17 protein-coding genes are annotated in these 19,880 nt (G+C 35.7%); 7 read left to right on the plus strand and 10 right to left on the minus strand.

All coding sequences use genetic code 11. The annotated features are described in order from the left end of the window. Window positions 1-69 precede the first annotated feature (69 nt). Entirely contained in the window at window positions 70-1,383 is a 1,314-nt protein-coding gene (locus ACZZ9T_RS07860; protein WP_463431084.1) for a M16 family metallopeptidase, read from the minus strand. Between the two features lie 157 nt (window positions 1,384-1,540). On the opposite strand from ACZZ9T_RS07860, the gene ACZZ9T_RS07865 reads away from it, so the two are divergent. The 5 genes from ACZZ9T_RS07865 to ACZZ9T_RS07885 all read left to right on the plus strand — a co-directional run bounded on the left by ACZZ9T_RS07865 (window position 1,541) and on the right by ACZZ9T_RS07885 (window position 10,026). Continuing rightward, entirely contained in the window at window positions 1,541-3,397 is a 1,857-nt protein-coding gene (locus ACZZ9T_RS07865; RefSeq protein ID WP_463441608.1) for an ATP-binding protein, read from the plus strand. Between the two features lie 5 nt (window positions 3,398-3,402). Then, window positions 3,403-3,771, plus strand: coding sequence for a response regulator transcription factor (locus tag ACZZ9T_RS07870; RefSeq protein WP_463441609.1), 369 nt, complete (start codon window positions 3,403-3,405; stop codon window positions 3,769-3,771). Between the two features lie 141 nt (window positions 3,772-3,912). Next, window positions 3,913-6,243 carry an ATP-dependent helicase gene (locus ACZZ9T_RS07875; RefSeq protein ID WP_463441610.1) on the plus strand — a complete coding sequence of 777 codons (2,331 nt, stop codon included), beginning with the start codon at window positions 3,913-3,915 and terminating at the stop codon, window positions 6,241-6,243. A gap of 126 nt (window positions 6,244-6,369) precedes the next feature. After that, window positions 6,370-9,078 carry a TonB-dependent receptor plug domain-containing protein gene (locus tag ACZZ9T_RS07880; protein ID WP_463441611.1) on the plus strand — a complete coding sequence of 903 codons (2,709 nt, stop codon included), beginning with the start codon at window positions 6,370-6,372 and terminating at the stop codon, window positions 9,076-9,078. A gap of 126 nt (window positions 9,079-9,204) precedes the next feature. Beyond that, on the plus strand, window positions 9,205-10,026 hold the full coding sequence (locus ACZZ9T_RS07885; protein ID WP_463441612.1) for an alpha/beta hydrolase: 822 nt from the start codon (window positions 9,205-9,207) through the stop codon (window positions 10,024-10,026). A gap of 39 nt (window positions 10,027-10,065) precedes the next feature. Here the strand turns inward: ACZZ9T_RS07885 and ACZZ9T_RS07890 are convergent, their stop codons facing one another. The 3 genes from ACZZ9T_RS07890 to ACZZ9T_RS07900 are packed head-to-tail and all read right to left on the minus strand — an operon-like array spanning window position 10,066 to window position 12,229. Further along, on the minus strand, window positions 10,066-11,064 hold the full coding sequence (locus tag ACZZ9T_RS07890) for an alpha/beta hydrolase fold domain-containing protein (protein WP_463441613.1): 999 nt from the start codon (window positions 11,062-11,064) through the stop codon (window positions 10,066-10,068). A 21-nt stretch (window positions 11,065-11,085) separates the two neighbouring features. Continuing rightward, the gene (locus ACZZ9T_RS07895; protein WP_463441614.1) at window positions 11,086-11,469 is read right to left on the minus strand and encodes a DUF3037 domain-containing protein; all 384 of its coding nucleotides are present in this window, start codon (window positions 11,467-11,469) and stop codon (window positions 11,086-11,088) included. Continuing rightward, the gene (locus ACZZ9T_RS07900) at window positions 11,456-12,229 is read right to left on the minus strand and encodes a HipA family kinase (RefSeq protein ID WP_463441615.1); all 774 of its coding nucleotides are present in this window, start codon (window positions 12,227-12,229) and stop codon (window positions 11,456-11,458) included. The genes ACZZ9T_RS07895 and ACZZ9T_RS07900 overlap by 14 nt, the downstream gene beginning before the upstream one ends. 127 nt (window positions 12,230-12,356) lie before the next feature. Between ACZZ9T_RS07900 and ACZZ9T_RS07905 the strand changes: the two genes are divergently transcribed. Together ACZZ9T_RS07905 and ACZZ9T_RS07910 are read left to right on the plus strand one after the other, a co-directional pair. Continuing rightward, the gene (locus ACZZ9T_RS07905; protein ID WP_463441616.1) at window positions 12,357-13,196 is read left to right on the plus strand and encodes an alpha/beta hydrolase family protein; all 840 of its coding nucleotides are present in this window, start codon (window positions 12,357-12,359) and stop codon (window positions 13,194-13,196) included. Between the two features lie 98 nt (window positions 13,197-13,294). Next, entirely contained in the window at window positions 13,295-13,510 is a 216-nt protein-coding gene (locus ACZZ9T_RS07910; protein WP_463441617.1) for a hypothetical protein, read from the plus strand. 61 nt (window positions 13,511-13,571) lie between these two features. On the opposite strand, the gene ACZZ9T_RS07915 is transcribed toward ACZZ9T_RS07910, so the two are convergent. From ACZZ9T_RS07915 to ACZZ9T_RS07940, 6 genes are all read right to left on the minus strand, one after another. Continuing rightward, window positions 13,572-14,393, minus strand: a complete 822-nt coding sequence (locus ACZZ9T_RS07915) for a flavin reductase family protein (RefSeq protein WP_463441618.1) — start codon at window positions 14,391-14,393, stop codon at window positions 13,572-13,574. Window positions 14,394-14,485: 92 nt separating this feature from the next. Then, window positions 14,486-15,733, minus strand: a complete 1,248-nt coding sequence (gene fahA, locus ACZZ9T_RS07920; RefSeq protein ID WP_463441619.1) for a fumarylacetoacetase — start codon at window positions 15,731-15,733, stop codon at window positions 14,486-14,488. Between the two features lie 50 nt (window positions 15,734-15,783). Continuing rightward, entirely contained in the window at window positions 15,784-16,248 is a 465-nt protein-coding gene (locus ACZZ9T_RS07925; RefSeq protein WP_463441620.1) for a hypothetical protein, read from the minus strand. 69 nt (window positions 16,249-16,317) lie between these two features. Further along, window positions 16,318-17,448 carry a 4-hydroxyphenylpyruvate dioxygenase gene (gene hppD / locus ACZZ9T_RS07930; RefSeq protein ID WP_463441621.1) on the minus strand — a complete coding sequence of 377 codons (1,131 nt, stop codon included), beginning with the start codon at window positions 17,446-17,448 and terminating at the stop codon, window positions 16,318-16,320. A 230-nt stretch (window positions 17,449-17,678) separates the two neighbouring features. Next, the gene (locus ACZZ9T_RS07935; protein ID WP_463441622.1) at window positions 17,679-18,464 is read right to left on the minus strand and encodes a hypothetical protein; all 786 of its coding nucleotides are present in this window, start codon (window positions 18,462-18,464) and stop codon (window positions 17,679-17,681) included. A 122-nt stretch (window positions 18,465-18,586) separates the two neighbouring features. Continuing rightward, complete coding sequence (locus tag ACZZ9T_RS07940; RefSeq protein WP_463431112.1) at window positions 18,587-19,861, minus strand: acetyl-CoA hydrolase/transferase family protein; 1,275 nt, start codon at window positions 19,859-19,861, stop codon at window positions 18,587-18,589. Between the last annotated feature and the right edge of the window lie 19 nt (window positions 19,862-19,880).

Here is a 19,880-nt window from a genome sequence, read left to right on the forward strand (position 1 = left end):
CATTGAAGATGTAAACTAATTTTTAGTCTTCTATCTTGAATATCTAATATCTTGAATTTATTGTAAGAATTATTTTTTTTCAGGTACGTAATTAATGATTACTCTTTGGTTAGAATTCAGATACTTCTTCGCAGCATTCTGCAAATCTTGCTTTGTGATAGATCTGTAGATTTCAATCTCCTTGTTGATCAAATTGGTATCTCCCATCAATACGTGGTTAGTTGCTAATGAAGCAGCAATTCCCTGAATGCTTGAGTTAGCATTTACAAACTGATTCTCAAACTTGTTCTGAAGTTTTTGATAATCTTCCTGAGAAATCAAAGTAGATTGCAGCTTCTTGATTTCAACATCAATGTCTGCCTGTAAAGTCTGTCTTGTTGTAGCTCCCATTGGCATTGCAAAGAAACCGAATACACCGTAATCTTCCATACCAAGGTTAAATGCCTGTACTTCTAAGGCTTTTTTCTCCTGATCTACTAGTTTTTTGTATAAAACAGATGATTTCCCGCTGCTCAAATAAGATGAAAGCATATTCAGAATATAAGCATCTCTGTCTTTGTTTGAAGGGCTTCTGTATGCAAAGATATATGCTGGAAGCTGAATGTTAGGATCTGTAACAGTCTTTTCAGTTTCTTTAGTTATAGGAGATTCTTTCGGGAAGTTTTTAGGAGTTACAGTTCCTTTAGTCAATCCGCCATAATATTCCTGAATCCATTTTTTTGTCTGCTCAGGCTTGATGTCTCCTGCAACAACCAAAGTTGCATTGTTTGGAACATAATATTTTTTATAAAAATCTCTGAATTCTTCCAGTTTTGCAGAGTTCAAATCATCAATTGACCCGATTACTGAACCGCTGTATGGGTGATTAGTAAAAAGATTTTGTTGAATGGCGTTCATCAGATTTCCGTAAGGCTGATTATCCATTCTCAATCTTTTTTCTTCTTTTACAACTTCTCTCTGAGTGTCTACACCAATCTGATTAATCTCAGCATGACGTAGTCTTTCAGCTTCCATCCAAAGACCTAATTGCTCGTTGTTTGAAGGGAAAGTTTCGTAATAGTATGTTCTGTCCATGCTTGTATTGGCATTGTTTTGCCCTCCGTTTGAAGATACGATTTTAAACCAATCTCCTCTTTTAATATTCGGAGTACCTTCAAATAAAAGGTGTTCAAAAAAGTGTGCAAAACCTGTTCTGCCTTTGATTTCGTCTTTTCCACCTACGTGATACATGATACCTGTAGTAACTACCGGAGCAGAATTATCCTGATGAAGAATTACGTGCAAACCGTTTGGCAGATCATATTCTTCGAATTTGATTTGTTGTGCATTCAGCATTACTCCAAAAAAAGCAGCAGCTGCAACACTAAAAAGTCGTTTTTTCATAAATAGAAATTGTTTAGTCAATATGTACCAAAAATACATCAAATGTTACAAATTTTTAAGAAAATTTTGTAGTTTTAAAAATTGGAACGAGACTTGGTTCAAAAAAGAAGTTTTCTCTCAATTAATTATTAATTATAAAGTTTAACAGCTCTATCTCATGAAAAGTTTTTTAGAACAAAATGTTTCACCGGAATCGTTGATCACGCTATTCAGTCAGGCTCCTGTTGCGATGTGTTTATTGATTGGCGATGATCTTGTCATACAAAATGCCAATCCGCAGATTTTAGAATTGTGGGGCAGAGATATTTCTATTGTTGGGATGCCTTTATTCGAAGCTTTACCTGAAATAAAATCTCAGGGTTTTGTAGAAATTTTTAACAGTGTTTACAGAAAAGGCGAGGTTTTTAATGGTAATAAACTCCCTGTATTTTTAGATAAATTCGGATATCTGGAAGAACATTTTTTTAACTTTATTTATTCTCCTGTTTTCAATGATGAAAGAAAAATTATCGGCGTTAGTGTTGTAGCAACCGAAGTAACCGATCAGGTGATTTCAGAAAGAAAACTGAAGGAAAGCGAATATCGTTTTGAAGATTTAATCAAAAATTCAGATTATTCTATTGCTATTTATCGCACCAATGATTTGTATATAGAGCTAGCCAATAATTTAATGCTTAAAACATGGGGGAAAGATGCTTCCGTGATCGGACTTAAATTGGAAGATGCTTTGCCTGAGCTTGAAGGTCAGCCTTTTATCGGTATTCTTAAAGATATTTTTAAAACCGGAAAAACATATACTGCGAAAGAAGATAGGGTGGATTTGGTAGTAGACGGAAAACTTCAGAGCTATTTTTTTAATTTTTCTTACAAACCACTGAAAAATGAGAAGGGCGAAGTCTATGCTATCTACAATATAGCAGTTGATGTTACAGATTTGGTGATTGCTCGTGAAGAGATACAGAAAAGGGAAGAAAAATTCAGAGATTTGGCAGATTCTATGCCACAATTTGTATGGACTTGTGATAAATACGGACAGTTGAATTACATGAATGACAATTGGTACAGGTACACTGGTTTCGACAGAGATGAAAATCCGTCTGAAGGTTTCAAAAGAGTAATCAGTCCTGAGATTCATGCGAAAGTAGAAGTTGTTTGGGCAGAAAGTGTAAGAGCCAGAACACCATTTGAGATGGAATATCAGTTTATAGATCCTAAAAATCCCGAAATATATCGTTGGTTTCTCGGAAGAGCAGTACCTACTTTGGATGAAAATAACGAAGTTTCACAGTGGATTGGTACGTTCACAGATATTGATGATTTTAAACAACTGCAGACACAAAAAGATAATTTTCTCGGAATTGCGAGTCACGAACTGAAAACTCCTTTGACGAGCCTGAAGATCTACACCCAATTTATAGAGAAAAATCTTGTAAGACAGAATGATTTGAAAAACGCAGAGGTCGCCAGAAAAATGGACGCTCAGATAGAAGTTCTCACAGTTTTGATTAGTGATTTGCTGGATGTTACCAAAATACAGAACGGAAAAATTCAACTCAACGAATATGAATTTGATTTCGATAAACTTACCGAAGAAATTGTTGCAGAACAGCAGATGAACTCCAGGCATAAGCTTATCATACAGCCGTTTCAGATCGGTACAGTATATGCAGACCGTCACCGTATTTCTCAGGTAATGAGCAATCTCATAAGCAATGCGATTAAATATTCTCCGGATGCAGATGAGGTGATTATTACCAAAAAATTGCAGGATAATACGGTAACTTTCAGTGTGAAAGATTTCGGAATAGGTATTCCTTCAGATAAGCAGCAGAAAGTTTTTGAACAATATTACAGAGTAAGTGGTTCAAAAGAGCATACTTTTCCGGGTTTGGGTCTCGGACTTTACATCTCATCAGAAATCATCAAGAGGTCCGGAGGTCGCATCTATGTACTTTCTACGGAAGAAAAAGGGTCTGATTTTTGCTTCGAAATCCCCAAAAGTAAAAAAGTATAAACAAAATGCCCAACGCAACAAAAGTTTTAGTGGTAGATGACAGTCCGGCAATCGTAGATTCGATAGAAATGATGCTTGATTTTGAAGGATTTGAGATTGAAAAATTTTATAAAGGTTCAGATATGCTGAAAACTTTGAGTGCAGATTCGAAACCCAACGTCATTCTTATGGATATGTGGCTCTCCGGTGAAGACGGAAGAGATATCTGCCGAGAGATTAAAGCAGATGAAAATCTGAAAGATATTCCTGTTTTGATTATGTCGGCAAGCCGTGGTTTAGAACAGTCTGCATTAGATGCGGGAGCAGATGCTTTTATTGCAAAACCATTTGATCTTGGTGATATGGTAGACAGACTCAAAAAGTACGCTAAATAAAGTATTTTTAAATAAATTATGAAATCAGCAGAATATTTTTTGCTGATTTTTTTGTCTGAATTTTTAGCCTAAACATTTAAGCTCATAATTTGAAATCTCCTTATAATACACTAATTTTGTGTTCCCAAATTTTTTTGCTGTATGGATTATCTGAAAGGACTCAACGAACCACAATATGAAGCCGTTACCACATTACAAGGACCTTTGATGGTACTTGCCGGTGCAGGTTCTGGAAAGACGCGTGTACTCACGATGCGTATTGCGCATTTGATTACCAATGGCGTTGATCCTTTTAATATTCTGGCGCTGACCTTTACCAACAAGGCTGCTAAAGAAATGAAAGAACGTATCGCAAAAGTAGTCGGACAAAGCAATGCGAGAAGTCTTTGGATGGGAACTTTTCACTCCGTTTTTGCAAGAATTCTGAGAAGTGAAGCGCATTATCTGGGTTATCCTTCCAATTTTACGATTTACGATCAGCAGGATGCTCTGAATGTCATCAGAAAAGTACTGAAAGACATGAACATTGATGCCGATTTATATAAACCTAAAAAAGTTCAGGCAAGAATTTCCAATTACAAAAATAATCTGATCACGGTAAAAGCATATTACAACAATCCAGAATTAATGGAAGCTGACGAAAAAGCCAACATGAAATTCATTGGAAAAATTTATGAAAAATACGTAGAAGCGTGCTTTAAAAACGGCTCAATGGATTTTGATGATTTATTGTTGAAAACCAATGAGTTATTGACCAGGTTTCCAGAGGTTCTAGCTAAATATCAGGACAGATTCAGATATATTCTGGTAGATGAGTACCAGGATACGAATCACTCTCAGTATTTGATTGTGAAAGCTTTAGCTTCAAAATTTGAAAATATCTGTGTGGTCGGAGACGATGCACAGTCAATTTACTCTTTCCGTGGTGCGAATATTTACAATATTTTAAATTTCAAAAAAGATTATCCGGAGGCGATGACGGTTTCTTTGGAACAAAATTATCGTTCTACACAAAACATCGTAAATGCTGCAAATGTGGTTATCGCAAAAAACCTGCAACAGTTTAAGAAAAATGTTTTCAGTGAAAATGAAGAAGGAGAAAAAATAAAAGTGTACCGTTCACTTTCCGATGCTGATGAAGCCAACTTCGTTGCAGGAAATATTTGGGAACTGAGCAACAGAGAACAAAAAAAATTCAGTGATTTTGCGATTTTATACCGTACCAACTCTCAGACGAGAGCTTTTGAAGACTCTTTAAGAAGAAAAAATATTCCGTATAAAGTATATGGAGGTCTGTCTTTTTATCAAAGAAAAGAGGTAAAAGATCTCATCGGTTATCTTCGTCTTTTGGTGAATGAAAACGATTCTGAAGCTTTAATGAGAATCATCAATTACCCTACCAGAGGAATTGGCGAAACGACTCAGAATAAATTAATTGTTTTTGCTGATGCTCAAAACGTTTCGGTATCCAAAGTGTTAGACAATCTGGGAATGTATGCACCACAATTAAAATTCAACAATGGCGTTTTAACCAAACTGAGCGATTTCTGGTCGATGATTAAAGCATTTCAGGTTTTGCTGAAAACTGAAACAGCTTACAGTGTTGCAATGGAAGTGGCAAAGCGAAGCGGTTTGATTAAATTTTTAAAAGACGATCAGACACCGGAAGGGATTTCACGTGTAGAAAACGTTCAGGAATTGATGAACTCGATGCAGGGTTTTATCGAAGAACAGATGCAATTGGAAGATGGTGATCCAAGTTTACCAAATTTTCTTGAAAATATTGCACTTTCTGCCGATACGCAAAGAAAGGATGATGGAGAAGATATGGTTTCTCTGATGACAATTCACCTTTCAAAAGGTCTTGAATTTCCTGTCGTACATTTGGTGGGATTGGAAGAAAATTTATTCCCGAGTTTCATGAGTTCGGCAACCAGAGAAGATCTTGAGGAAGAGAGACGTTTGTTCTACGTAGCCTTGACAAGAGCTGAAAAGCAGGCGTTTTTCTCGTATGCGGTTTCCCGTTTTCAGTGGGGTAAAATTACCGATGCTGAACCTTCAAGATTTTTAAGTGAAGTTGACGAGCAGTATCTTGAATTGCTCAATCCGGCAATTGAAAGCAGATTTATCAACAACGCCGGGATTACTTCCAATATTTTTGATGAGCATCCTTCAGAAATGAGAAGCTTTAAAAAAGTAGAAAAAAAGACTATTGCAAAAGCCGAAAATGATAAACCGATTGCTGAACCGAGGAAATTAAAACCTGTAAGCACTGCAAAAATCATCAATCCAAGCGGAGCTTCTTCACAGGATATTGAAGTGGGCGACAAGGTGAGACATGACCGTTTCGGAATCGGCGAAGTGAAATTTTTGGATGGAACTGATCCTCAAAACATCAAGGCGAAAGTTGTTTTCCTGCACGAAGGCGAAAAGAATCTGATCCTGAAATACGCTAAACTTACCAAAATTTAAAAAAATATAATTTGAAGATCTAAACTTTCTATATTTTATTAGTCTACTTTTTTTGTAGACTAATAAATATAATATACATTTGCTCCTCGTAAAAAAACGAAAAGTAGAATTTTTAAATTATAATAGATGAAAATTAACAAGACTATTTTATCTGTCTCAGTTTTGTTTTTCCTAGGAACTTATGCAGCAGCTCAGGAAAAAGATACAGTGAAGACGGCAAATGTTGAAGAAGTAGTAATTCTGGGATCGAGAAGCGGTGCAAGATCAAAAGTTGACAGCCCCGTTCCTGTAGATGTATTTAATATAAAAGAAGCATCGATTGTTTTACCACAGACTACAATCGGACAGATCCTTAATGCCACTGCACCATCATTTACCTCAACGATTCAGACGAATGCAGACGGAACAGATCATTTAGATCCTGCGCAGTTGAGAGGTTTGGGTCCCGATCAGGTTTTGGTTTTGATTAATGGAAAAAGAAGGCACACTTCTGCTTTAGTCAATGTAAACGGGTCGCCGGGAAGAGGTACGGTAGGAACAGATTTAAATGCAATACCGTCTTTTGCGATCAGCAGAATTGAAGTGTTAAGAGATGGAGCTTCTGCACAATACGGTTCTGATGCTATTGCTGGTGTGATTAATTTAGGTTTGAAAAGAGACATCGGAAAGCTTACCGGACAATTGACTTATGGAGGAAATCTTACACCAACCGCAAATGATCATACCGGAGATTTTGACGGACAAAATATACAGGTTGACCTGAATTATGGTAATAAAATAGGTAATAAAGGCGGTTTTTATAATATTACCTGGTCTTCACAATTCAGAGATCCAACTTACAGAGCAGGAACAGAAAGTGGATCTATTTATAATGCCTATAATGCTATCGAAAGGCGTGCTTTGAATGACGGTGTCAATCTTTCGTCGTTGTTTACAAATATCGGAACCACTCCTAACTCCCAACAGTTGATCAATTATATTCATCAATATGCTCAAGGTGTGGATTACTTTTCTTCTCAGTTGCAAAGTCAGATTCAGGGGGCAAATACCATTGCAGGGCTGCAAAGTATTTTGGGCGCGAATGTTACCGATCAGGAATTAGCATACAGAGGTCTTTCAAGAAAAGATTTTAATATGCAGGTCGGACAGTCGAAATTAAATAACAATCAGCTTTTTGCCAATATTGAAATTCCGTTAAATGATCTTTGGAAAGTATATACATTTGGTGGTTACAGCTTCAGACAAGGGACTTCGGGAGGTTTTTACAGAAGACCTAACCAAAGCAGAACGTTTACAGGTTTATATTCTGACGGCTATCTTCCTCAAATAGGAACAGGCATTCAGGATTTATCTTTGTCTACAGGAATAAAAGGAAATTGGAACGGTTGGGATGTAGATTTCAGCAATACTTTCGGGAGAAATTCTTTTGATTATACCATAGAAAATACAGGAAATACTTCATTAAGATTCGCTTCTCCAAATGAGTTTGATGCAGGAGGATTGCGTTTTTCTCAAAATACGCTCAATTTAGATTTTTCTAAAAAGTATGATGTCTGGAAAGGGATTAACGTCGCTTTCGGTGCAGAACACCGGTATGAAAATTTCAAAATCACAGCAGGTGAAGAGGCTTCTTATGCTACTTATGATGCCGCCGGAAATTTATGGAACGGAACAACTCCACGACCTACGGATTTCTTTGGAAACGCTCTTCCGGGCGGATCGCAGGTTTTTGGCGGATTTAAGCCAATCAATGCAGTCAACAAAAACAGACAGGCCATTGCAGGATATGCAGATGTAGAATTAAATTTTACCGACTGGTTTTTGGTAGATGTCGCTGCGAGATATGAAAACTACTCAGATTTTGGGTCTACTTTTAATTATAAACTGGCTTCAAGAATTAAACTGGCTGATAATTTGAATTTCAGATTTGCTGGTTCTACGGGTTTCCGTGCGCCGTCCATTCACCAGATTTATTATAATGTGACATCCACGCTCTTTACAGACGGAATTTTGAAGGAAGTAGGAACTTTCAGTAATGATTCAAAATTGGCAGAACTTCTGGGAATTCCCAAGCTGAAACAGGAAACTTCAAAATCGGCAAGTGCAGGTTTCACTTACAGAATCCCCTCTGCTAATCTGACGTTTACAGCCGATGGATATTTTACCAGAATTGATGACAGAGTTGTCCTTACCGGGCAATTCCCAAGAACGGTTGCTCCGGTAGCTTTTGATGCTGAAGCTGTCAATGCGGCTCAGTTTTTCACCAATGCCATTGATACTGAAACTAAAGGGTTGGATGTTGTTGTCTCACACACTTTGAGATTTCCAGATTTTAAACTTGATAACAGTTTTGCTTTAAACTTAAACCAAACCAAAAGAGTGGGTGGAATCCATTCTTCCGGATCTTTACAGGCGGCTAATCTTGAAAATACTTATTTTTCTGAAGCGGCAAGAATTTATCTTGAAGAAGCGGTGCCAAGAACCAAGGCAAGCTTATCTCACAATATTTCATGGAAAAATGCAAGTTTATATCTTAGAAATACCTATTTCGGAAAAGTGACCAGCCCGGATATTATAGATGCAAATGCAGACGGAGTGATTTCGCCAAACGAACATCAGACTATTACAGATAAAATCATTACTGATCTTTCTTTGGCTTATCAATTTACAAAAAGTGTAGGCTTAACGGCGGGAGTTAATAACTTATTTGATATTTACCCAACCAAAAACCTTACAGCTTCAACCAACAATGATCAGTTTATATATTCGCGTTCTACCTCTCAGTTTGGGCAGAACGGAAGATACGTTTTTGCAAGACTTAATTTCAATTTTTAATAGTTTATAGTTTGATTTTCAAAGCGGATTCAATTTTTTTGAATCCGTTTTTCTTTTTTGAATGTTTAATTACTGAAGCTCATTTTTACGTAAATTCCTATCTTTAGATTTCAATAAATTTTAAGAATGAAAAAAATCCTTGTCATCCTATCTGTTTTCCTGTTTTCATTTCCATATTTTTCTCAGGAGTATCAGACTATTTCCAATGTTCATTATTACGATGAGAAAACCAATCAATCTGATATTTATATTAATGAAAGGTGTGTTTTAGATGTGTATGTTCCAAAAAATGTAAAGAATTTCCCAACGATAATCTGGTTTCACGGAGGAGGTCTGACTGGCGGACAAAAAGATATTCCTGAAGAATTAAAAAATAAAGGAATTGCCGTGATTGGTGTAAATTATAGATTGTCACCAAAAGTAAATGCTCCCAAATATATTGAAGATGCCGCTGCAGCAACTGCATGGGTTTTTAATAATATCAAAAAATACGGAGGAAGTGAAGAGTTGATTTTTATTACCGGACATTCTGCAGGAGGTTATCTTGCAATCATGGTTGGTCTGGATAAATCTTATTTAGGGAAATATAAAATTGATGCCAACAAATTAGCCGGAATTATCCCGTTTAGCGGACAAATGATTTCCCATTTTACCACAAGAAAAGAAAAAGGAATTGATGAGCTTGACGCCAGAATTGATGAAATGGCGCCACTGCATTTTATTCGCTCAGATGCACCGCCTTTGCTTTTGATTACAGGTGATCGGGAGAAAGAACTGCTCGGAAGATATGAGGAAAACGCTTACCTGTGGAGAATGATGAAGCTGAAAGGTCATAAAGAAACAGTTTTATACGAACTCGGCGGTTTCGATCATGGCGGAATGGCTCATCCTGCTTTTCCGTTGCTTTTAAATGAAATTAAAAGGATTGAGACAGTGAAGAAAAAATAGATATTTTGAAATTTTGTTTTTTATATACGTTTTTAGTATTTATTTCTTCTGTGAAATAATAAAATCAACCATCGCATTATTAAGTTCGTTTTGATAAACAGTGTCGGTGTCTTTAAATCCGTGATTACCTTTTTTTACCACAATAAAAAAATGCTCCGTTCCTGCTTTATTCAACATCTTGTTTAATCTTTTTGAATGCCTTATCGGAGCAACTTTGTCTTTGTCACCATGAAGAATTAAGGTAGGAACAGTATTTTGAGTGTAATAAAGAGGAGAAATTGTTTTACTGAATTCAATTACTTTTTTTCTTTCAGTTTTGATATCGTAGCCAGTCATTCCTTTCGCAATATTGGTTCTGATATCAATGATTTTTTTCGAAATTAAACCAACGATGAATAATAAAGGCTTTGGCGCTCTGGTGTGGAGAAGCCTGTTGATATCAGTCGGTCCGAAATTATCCACTACATAATTTACTTTTCCTGAATATTCTGAAAGATCAGGATCGCCCACAAACTCACTGTCGGGAGTATATGCAGAAAGTAATGAAAGATGTGCACCCGCCGAAACTCCCCAGTAACCGATGTTTTCTGAATCAAAACCATATCGATCAGCATTTTTTCTCACCCATTTTACCGCATCTTTAGAATCTTCAACCGGGCCGGGAAAATGAACATCTTCACTCACCAAACGATAATTGACACTTAAAACTGCATAATTTTTTTCAGTAAGTTTTAAAATGGTCTGCTCAATATAATTATCGGGAGTAATTACTTTATCTCCCAATGCCCATGCACCTCCATGTAAAAAAATCACAACAGGCAATTTTTCATTAGCAGAATTTTTTGGTCTGTACATATCCAATTGTAAATTTTTGCCTTTGCTATCCTTTTTGTATGTAATATTCTCAAGAACTGAAGTTTTCTCCTGAAGTAAAGCACTCTTTGATGTTTGTGAGAAAATGGAAGCTGAAAAAAAGAAAATAAAAAACAGGTTTAGAAAAAACCTGTTGATATGTATATTTTTTGTTGCTGAAATCATAATTAAAAATATTGAAACGTATTATTTTACTAACTCCACAAAAAGTTTACCAAAAGTCTTTTCCAGATCTTTAGATTTTCCGGGATGAGGTCTGGAAGTCTGTACAACTGCGCTCCTTACTGCAGTTAACCACCGAAACCGTTCCGGAATTTCCATTTGGGCAACCGGTCCTGCGTCTTTTTCACCAATGGCTATTTTCCGGAAACTTTCTAAATTTTGAATGATGTCGTCATAATCCAATTTGCTTTTGATGAGTTTAAATTTATCCGGACACAGATAAAACGCTACACGAATAAATTTTTCTCTTTTTGAAAACATAATCAGCCCGATGTTGAAAAATTCTTCTCTTTCAACCTTTGGTACCAATCGTATCACGGCGTATTCGTATATTTTATCCTCTTGCATTTCTGGCTTCGTTTACAAAGATTTGCGAATTTTCTAATCGGGTTTTCATAAAGTTAAAATAAACCTCACGAATTTCATCCGGACCTTCTTCTGCATCGTCCCAATGCAGCCAATCTTGTGGTATAAGATTTACAATTTCTCTGAAAATCTCATCATTTAAAACCTCGTGAGCAAATTTTTCAGCTTCATCTAATTTCGTAGCCTGTGGAAGTAGAACATGGTCTTTCACATATTTAAATGGAGTTTTTGCTGCCGTGTCAAAATTCTGCCAGGAATGATGGAAGTAAAAAGATGCACCGTTATCAATCACCCACAATTCTTTATGCCACATCAGAAGATTGGTGTTCTTAAAAGTACGGTCGATGTTGGTGATAAAAGCATCCAGCCATACAATTTTTGATGCAAGAAAAGGGTCAACTTTGATACTGGAATCATATGCAATTGATTCTGAAAGATAGTGCAAACCCAAATTGAGGCCTTCAGAAAACTTAAGCAAATCCTGAATTTCTTCATCAGCTTCTGTTCTTCCGAAATCTACATCAAGGTTCGCAAAAACCAGCTCAGGAATCGGCAATCCCAAAGCTTCGGCTATTTTCCCGCCTAGGAGTTCTGAGATGAGCATTTTAACTCCATGACCTGCGCCACGAAATTTTAATACATATTTAAAATCATCATCAGCTTCTGCCAAAGCAGGCAGTGAACCGCCTTCCCGAAGCGGAAGAATGTAACGCATGACGGTAACCGTTCGTAAATCTAACATAACGCAAAAATAAGATTTTAGTTTGTGTTTAATTGTATTTGTGTTATTTTTAGGATTGAAATTATTTTTACAAATTTTATAAGTCAATAATTCTGCGAGATTTACCTAAATTCAAAAATAAAAAATTATGAACATTGTCAAAAATAAAAATATCATTATTTCAAACCCTGAAACCAAAGATTTTCTTGCCGATGCTTATTATCCGGAATCAGAAAATAAAATTCCTTTGGTGATTTTCGTTCATGGTTATAAAGGATATAAAGATTGGGGTGCGTGGAATTTGATGGCTGAAAAATTTGCAGAAGCAGGTTTTTTCTTCGTCAAATTCAATTTTTCTTATAATGGAACTACTATTGTAAATCCGAATGAATTTGATGATCTGGAATCTTTTGGGAACAATAATTATTCAAAAGAACTTTCAGATTTAGGATTTGTTATAGATCATTTCATCAAAGATCCAAAAGTGGATGACCAAAGAATAATTTTGCTCGGACATAGTCGGGGAGGAGGAATTTCTATTGTTAAAACCTGCGAAGATATGAGAATCAATGGTTTGATTACTTTGGCAAGTGTTGATAATCTTGAACGATTTCCTAAAGGTGAGAGTCTGACAGAGTGGCAAAATAACGGTGTTTATTACGTGGAAAATGCGAGAACAAAACAGCAGATGCCTCATTATTATCAATTCTATGAAGATTTTGCAAATAATCCGCATCGTTTTGATGTTGAACGTTCTATGGAGATGGCAAAAGCGCATGTTTTGATTATTCATGGTACTTCAGACGAGTCTGTGAAATTGAAGAATTCTGAACATCTTCATATTCTGAATCCCAATAGTGAATTGTTTTTAGTTGAAAATGCCAATCATACTTTTGGAGCAAAAGAACCTTGGGAAGACGATAATTTGCCCGAAGATTTAAATTTAGTTGTCGGAAAATGTATTGAATTTATTCGTGAAAAAATGTAGTTTTCAAATCACAAAATATATTTTTCAATTTTAGTTGAAATATTTAATTTTTTTGATAACTTCGTAAATACCAATAACAAACTTTATAACAAGTAATTATGAAAAAATTAAATTTAAAAAATGCTCAGAAATTAAGCAGAGAAGCTCAAAAACACATTTCGGGAGGAGACAAAGTATTGCAATGTACATTAAGTGGTTGTTTTAGCGACTATTTTAGTGATGGATCTGGTAGATGTCTTGTACCTCCATGTGCTTCTCCTAATTTTGGCACAGAAAGTCAGAATGCAAATGGACGTTGGCAATGTTGCTACTAAATGTTTTGCATTAAGGAATAAAAAAAGGAGTGAAAATTTTCACTCCTTTTAATTTTTAAAATTATTTAATTAATAAATTCCAGGCATCATCTATCTTACTTTCCAGCAATAATTTCTGAGCTTCGAGATGGATGTTTTCATCATCAGAACAATTTTCAGATGGTAAAATTTCAACATTTGCCAACATTCCCAAATCGTTTCCTGTGAATACTTTGCTGTATTTTATTGCATCAGGAAGCCGATCAAAACCAATTCCCTTTGTGACCAATGGCTTTGGAACTTCAAAAAGATTGTTGTCATTGTTTCTAGAATACCAGTTTCCACCAAGACGGGCAACCATGTCTAATTTCGCCTGATCTAAATTTCCTTCTTCATTGAGATATTCTTCCCTTATATGAATTTTTTTTACCTCACAAATAACCAGATTTCCTGCACCACCTTGATCTCCCAAAGATTTTACTTCTAAAACCTGACATTCAAAATTTACGGGGCATTCTTCGATTAATTTTGGTTGAATCAAATCTGCATCTTTCATGGTTAATCCGGATTTTATAAATTCATTCACGTCATCACCATATTCTGTTGATGCTAAAGAAATTTGCTGTACGATTGGAAAATTAACCGTTCCTATAACAACTTCCGGAACTTCAAGAACGTTTTGTAAAGTATGTTTCGTAGTATTATCCCGAACTCTTCTTGAAGGCGAGAAAATTAAAATCGGTGGAACCGTACTGAACATATTGAAAAAACTGAAAGGAGACAAATTGCTGTTTCCGTCTTTGTCAATTGTAGAAGCCAATGCAATTGGTCGTGGTGAAACGGCTGTTTGCATGATGGTTTGCAGTTGTACGGGAGTTATTTCTGATGGAAGTACTGTTTTCATTTTTTATCTAAAACTTAAAAGTTTTTAAACATTATTTTTTGATTAAGCCCCCTCAAATTCGGTGACTGTTAGATGAACGTTTTGTAATAAATTTACTTGGTCGGAATAATTTTCCCTGAAACTTCTCCGAAACCAACTCTTACGCCCTCTTTTTCAGCCCAGGCTTTCATGGTAACGGTGTCGTTATCTTCAATGAATTTTCTTTCCTGTCCGTTGTTTAGAGTGATAGGGTTTTGGCCTCTCCAAGTTAATTCAAGCATTGAACCATAAGATTTCGGATCGTTTCCTGAGATCGTTCCGCTTGCATACAAATCGCCAACTTCCAGATTACAGCCGTTTACGGTATGATGAGCCAATTGCTGCGTCATATTCCAGTACATATATTTGTAATTGCTTTCAGAGATCAGATTTTGTTCTCCGTTTTCAGGCTGAATATAGACTTCAAGATTGATGTCGTAATTTTTATCTCCTTCAAATTTTAAATAGTCTAAAACTTCAGGATCTTGCGTAGGAGATGCTGTTCTGAATGGCTCTAAAGCTTCTAACGTAACAACCCACGGAGAAATAGATGAACCGAAATTTTTGGCTAAAAACGGTCCCAGAGGAACATATTCCCAAGACTGAATATCTCTTGCTGACCAGTCATTGAAAACCACCATCCCGAATATTGCGTTTTCCGCCTCTTTTGTCGATACGCTTTCTCCCATTTCGGTATTCTGATTGATGATGAAAGCCATTTCTAGTTCAAAATCAAGTTGTTTGCAAGGTCCGAAAACAGGTTTGTCTGCATCGGCAGGTTTCATCTGACCTTTAGGACGGTTGATGTCTGTTCCTGAAACTACGATGGATGAAGCTCTTCCATGATAACCTACAGGAAGATGTTTCCAGTTTGGAAGCAGAGCGTTTGCCGGATCTCTGAACATTTTTCCAACATTGGTTGCGTGCTCGATACTGCTGTAAAAATCTGTATAATTAGGAATATGAACCGGCATAATCATTTTAACCTGATCCAGGTCGTAAAAAGCATCTTCAATGGTTTTTTCATCTTTAGATAAGATAGAACCATCGAGCAATAATTCCTGAATTTTAAGACGGACTGCATTGGTTACAGGTTTTCCTAATTCGATGAATTCATTTAAAGTATATGCTTCGAAAACATTTTCGTCTAACCCTGCAATTTCATCAAAATACGAAAGGTCGTATAATAGAGCAAGATCAACTACCTGATCACCGATTCTTGTACAACAGGCGATAAATTCTTTGTTAAATACGGCAACTCCGAAAGGAATGTTATGTATTGAAAAGTCTGAATCTGAATGATATTCTACAAATGATTTCATAATATGCATAGTTTGAGGTTTTGAGTTTAAAAGTAGTCTTTTAGGCGTTATTATTTTGATTTTTTAGTGTAAGATTCTTCATCAATCCATCGGTCCCTGGAATTGATATCGATCAGATAAATGATTTCCTTCTGCTTTGTTAAAAGAAGTGTTTTTGAAACAGGAATTGGTATCTTTTTATTTTCAAGTTTATCCGCTCTTAAAGAAATGATATTCTTTTTTCTGATAATATCTCCCGAAAAAACATTGGATGTACTTTGTCCGGTTGTTTTATCATCGAACATTTCTATGTATGTAGCATCTTTTCCTTTCAGTACAATAAAGCTGCGCTCTGTATGATCTGCGAAATCTTTGATAAGAACAAATTTTTTGTTGTCAATACTTACGTTTTCCAGATTTTGATTAATGCCTTTTCTTTCTTCAAGACGACGAAGGATCTCATTGATCCCACCATAGTTTTGCGCCTGTAATCCGATACTGGCAAATAAAATAATTGTAATGATTACTTTTCTCATAAGCTTGTGTTTATAAAAAAGTTTTGTCAAGATCTGCATCCTGACAAAACTCTATAGTTGATTTGAAAATTAAAGATTACCTCTTTTTTCCTGTTCTTTTTCCAGAGCTTCGAAAAGTGCTTTGAAATTACCAGCACCGAAACTTTGTGCACCATGTCTTTCAATGATTTCAAAGAAAAGGGTAGGACGGTCTTCTACAGGTTTTGTAAAGATTTGTAGTAAATAACCTTCTTCATCATGGTCAATCAGAATTCCTAAATCCTGAAGTCTCTTAAGATCTTCATCAATATGACCTACTCTTTCAGGAACCAATTCGTAATATGCCTCCGGTGGAGCAGAAAGGAATTCTACACCACGTTTTTTAAGTTCGGTTACTGTGCGGATAATGTCTTTTGTTGCAACTGCGATATGTTGTACACCTTCACCTTCGTAAAAATCCAGGTATTCTTCAACCTGCGATTTTTTCTTTCCTTCTGCCGGCTCGTTGATCGGGAATTTTGCAAAACCGTTTCCGTTTGACATTACTTTAGACATCAGTGCAGAATATTCTGTGTTGATTTGCTTATCGTCAAAAGATAGAATATTTACAAATCCCATTACTTTCTCATACCATTCAACAGTAGGGATCATTCTGTCCCAGCCAACGTTTCCTACACAGTGGTCAACATAAAGCAATCCTGCTTCTTCAGGGTTGTAAGCACTTTCCCATTTTTGATAACCGGGCATGAAAGCACCAGAATAATTTTTTCTTTCAATAAACATATGAACGGTTTCTCCGTATGTATATATTCCGGACATTCTTACTTCGCCGTACTCATCAGTTAAAGTTACAGGTTCTAAATATGGTTTTCCTCCTCTTTTAGTGGTCTCTTCGAATGCTGAATATGCGTCATCAACCCAAAGTGCCAAAATTTTCACTCCGTCACCATGCTTTTTTACATGCTCACTGATTGGCGATTCAGATTTTAAACCTGTGGTTAAGATCAATCTTATCTTTCCCTGTTGAAGAACATACGATGATCTGTCTCTTACACCAGTTTCAGGTCCTGCGTAAGCTAAAGACTGAAAACCAAATGCAGTCTTATAAAAATGAGCAGCCTGTTTGGCATTTCCCACATAAAATTCAATATAATCTGTACCGTTGATCGGCAAAAAGTTCTCCGCCTGAGCAATTTTTTCGGCAAATGTAAGTGTTGACATATTTTCTATTTTACTTTTATTTTATAGTTTGCAAATTACGAAATTCTGATAAATAATTAAAAAACATTATTGATGTGCAGACGATTGTATTATCGTTACAGAATATTAAAGTTCAGTTAAGTATACTTAAGTTTATTGTTATTTTGATATGTTTTCTACATTTGTATAATAAATCACAAATGATAAGAAATATTATTTCAGACAATGAAAGCTGTAATTTTTTGCGGCTTTTATTTTTTATTATTTAATCTTCCTGCATCAGGATTGTAATTATCCCAAATCTTCCACACATTATCAATTTTACGGATGAAATAAATTTGTGTATTTAATTGATTTACAAAATGTTCTTCTCCGGATTCTCCTACTTTGAAAAGAAGATTCCAAAATTCCTGAGTTTCCAAAATCTTTTTATCGGGTTCATCAGTGATGATATTGATATCAAATACCTCAAAATTTGAACGATTGTTTTTGGTAACCAATTCGAAATTTCTATCACAAAGTTCTCTGGAGAATGATGTTGCTCTTTCTAAAAACGGTGATTTATCAAAAACTAAATCTTTAAACAGTTCCAATTTCAGGGTGGGAAAATTTTTATATAACTCGAAAACTTTTGAACAGTAATTGTATGCAATATCAGTTGTAAATTCACCCCCTGTCAGTTCATATCCAACAATAGCGAAATTTTCTTTATTATGATGTATATAGCAGCTGAGATCTTTAAACCCTAAAAAAATGCAGATTTTATCCAGTGTTTTCAAAAAGCGGAGATCGTTATGGGTTTTATCCTGATAATCATTTTCAAAAAAACGTTGCAGCGTAATGTGTGAAATGGTATTTCCCAATTCAAAAATCTTTTCTTTTTTCAGTTGCTCAGACTGGGCAAGCTCTTTTTTGATGATTTCTGAGAGTATAATATAATGACTCCTTTTCCAATCATTTACGTTCCCCAGAACAGAATCTCTTACTTTAATATTTTTTCTTACCTCCTCTTTTATAGAATTATATATCGTTTTCAAATGTGTTATTTTTTTCAAGAATTTTTTTCAAATACATTACCGAATACACCATTTGTTGGTGATTCGTTAATTATCAGAAATAAATGTACATCTTTTTCTTGCCTAAAAAATGTGAAATAATGTTAAAGTTTAAATCTTTCGTTCGCAGCTCTTTCCAGCATTTCTCTATCATCCGGATGTGCGATACTGATGAGTTCCTGCGCTCTCTGACGCAGATTTTTTCCATACAGATAGGCAGTTCCGTATTCTGTAACAACCCAATGAATATGTCCTCTTGTTGTTACAACTCCTGCTCCCTGTTTTAGAAATGGAACAATTCTGGAAACTCCTCTTTTGGTTCTGGAAGTAATAGCAATGATGGGTTTTCCGCCTTCACTCAAAGCGGCTCCACGCATGAAATCCATCTGTCCGCCAATTCCGCTGTACTGTAAAGTTCCGATAGAATCTGCGCAAACCTGTCCGGTGAGATCAATTTCAATAGCAGAATTGATAGCAACCATTTTCTTATTGCGCATGATGTTGATAGGGAAATTCACATTGCTAACATCATTAAATGCAAAAACCGTATTGTCATCTACATAATCATAAAGTTTTTTGGTTCCGAAACAGAAACTGGTAACTGTTTTATTGTCATTATAGCCCTTGTATTTATTATTGATGACATCATTTTGTATTAAATCTATCACACCATCGCTCAGCATTTCTGTGTGGACACCCAAATCTTTGTGGTTTCCCAAGCATTTTAAAACAGCATCAGGAATTGTTCCTATACCCATCTGTAAAGTAGATTTATCATCTATGAGTTCGGCTACATTTTTCCCTACCAACATTTCCTCGGCGCCTACTTTTGCACCGTAATCAACGGTAGGAAGTTCTTCTTCATGCCAAACCAATTTATGGATTTTACTGATGTGAATCATACCGTCGCCATGCGTTCTTGGCATTAAAGGATTTACGATGGCCACGACCAGTTTTGCAGTATCTACAGCCGCTCTTGCAACATCTACAGAAGTTCCTAATGTACAAAAACCGTGTTTGTCGGGTGGTGAAACTGTAATTAATGCTACATCCAGCGGTAAAATATTATTTCTGAACAAGATAGGAATTTCACTTAAAAAAACAGGTACAAAGTCTCCTCTTTCAGAGTTTACAGCGTCTCTTACGGGAGTAGAAACAAAAAGAGAATTAACAAAGAAACTGTTTTTATACTCGGGTTTTGCTATCTCTACATTTCCTTGTTGAGTTATAGAAACCATTTCTACATTTTCAAGTCTGTGAGATTGTCTCGCCAATTCATCGATTAAATGATTCGGAGTACATGCACTTCCGTGAAAAAATATTCGGTTTCCACTTTTTACAGTGTATACAGCTTCTTCTGCACTTATATAATTATACATATTAAGATTTTTTATGGAT

Source organism: Chryseobacterium sp. AC417 (assembly GCF_979258215.1).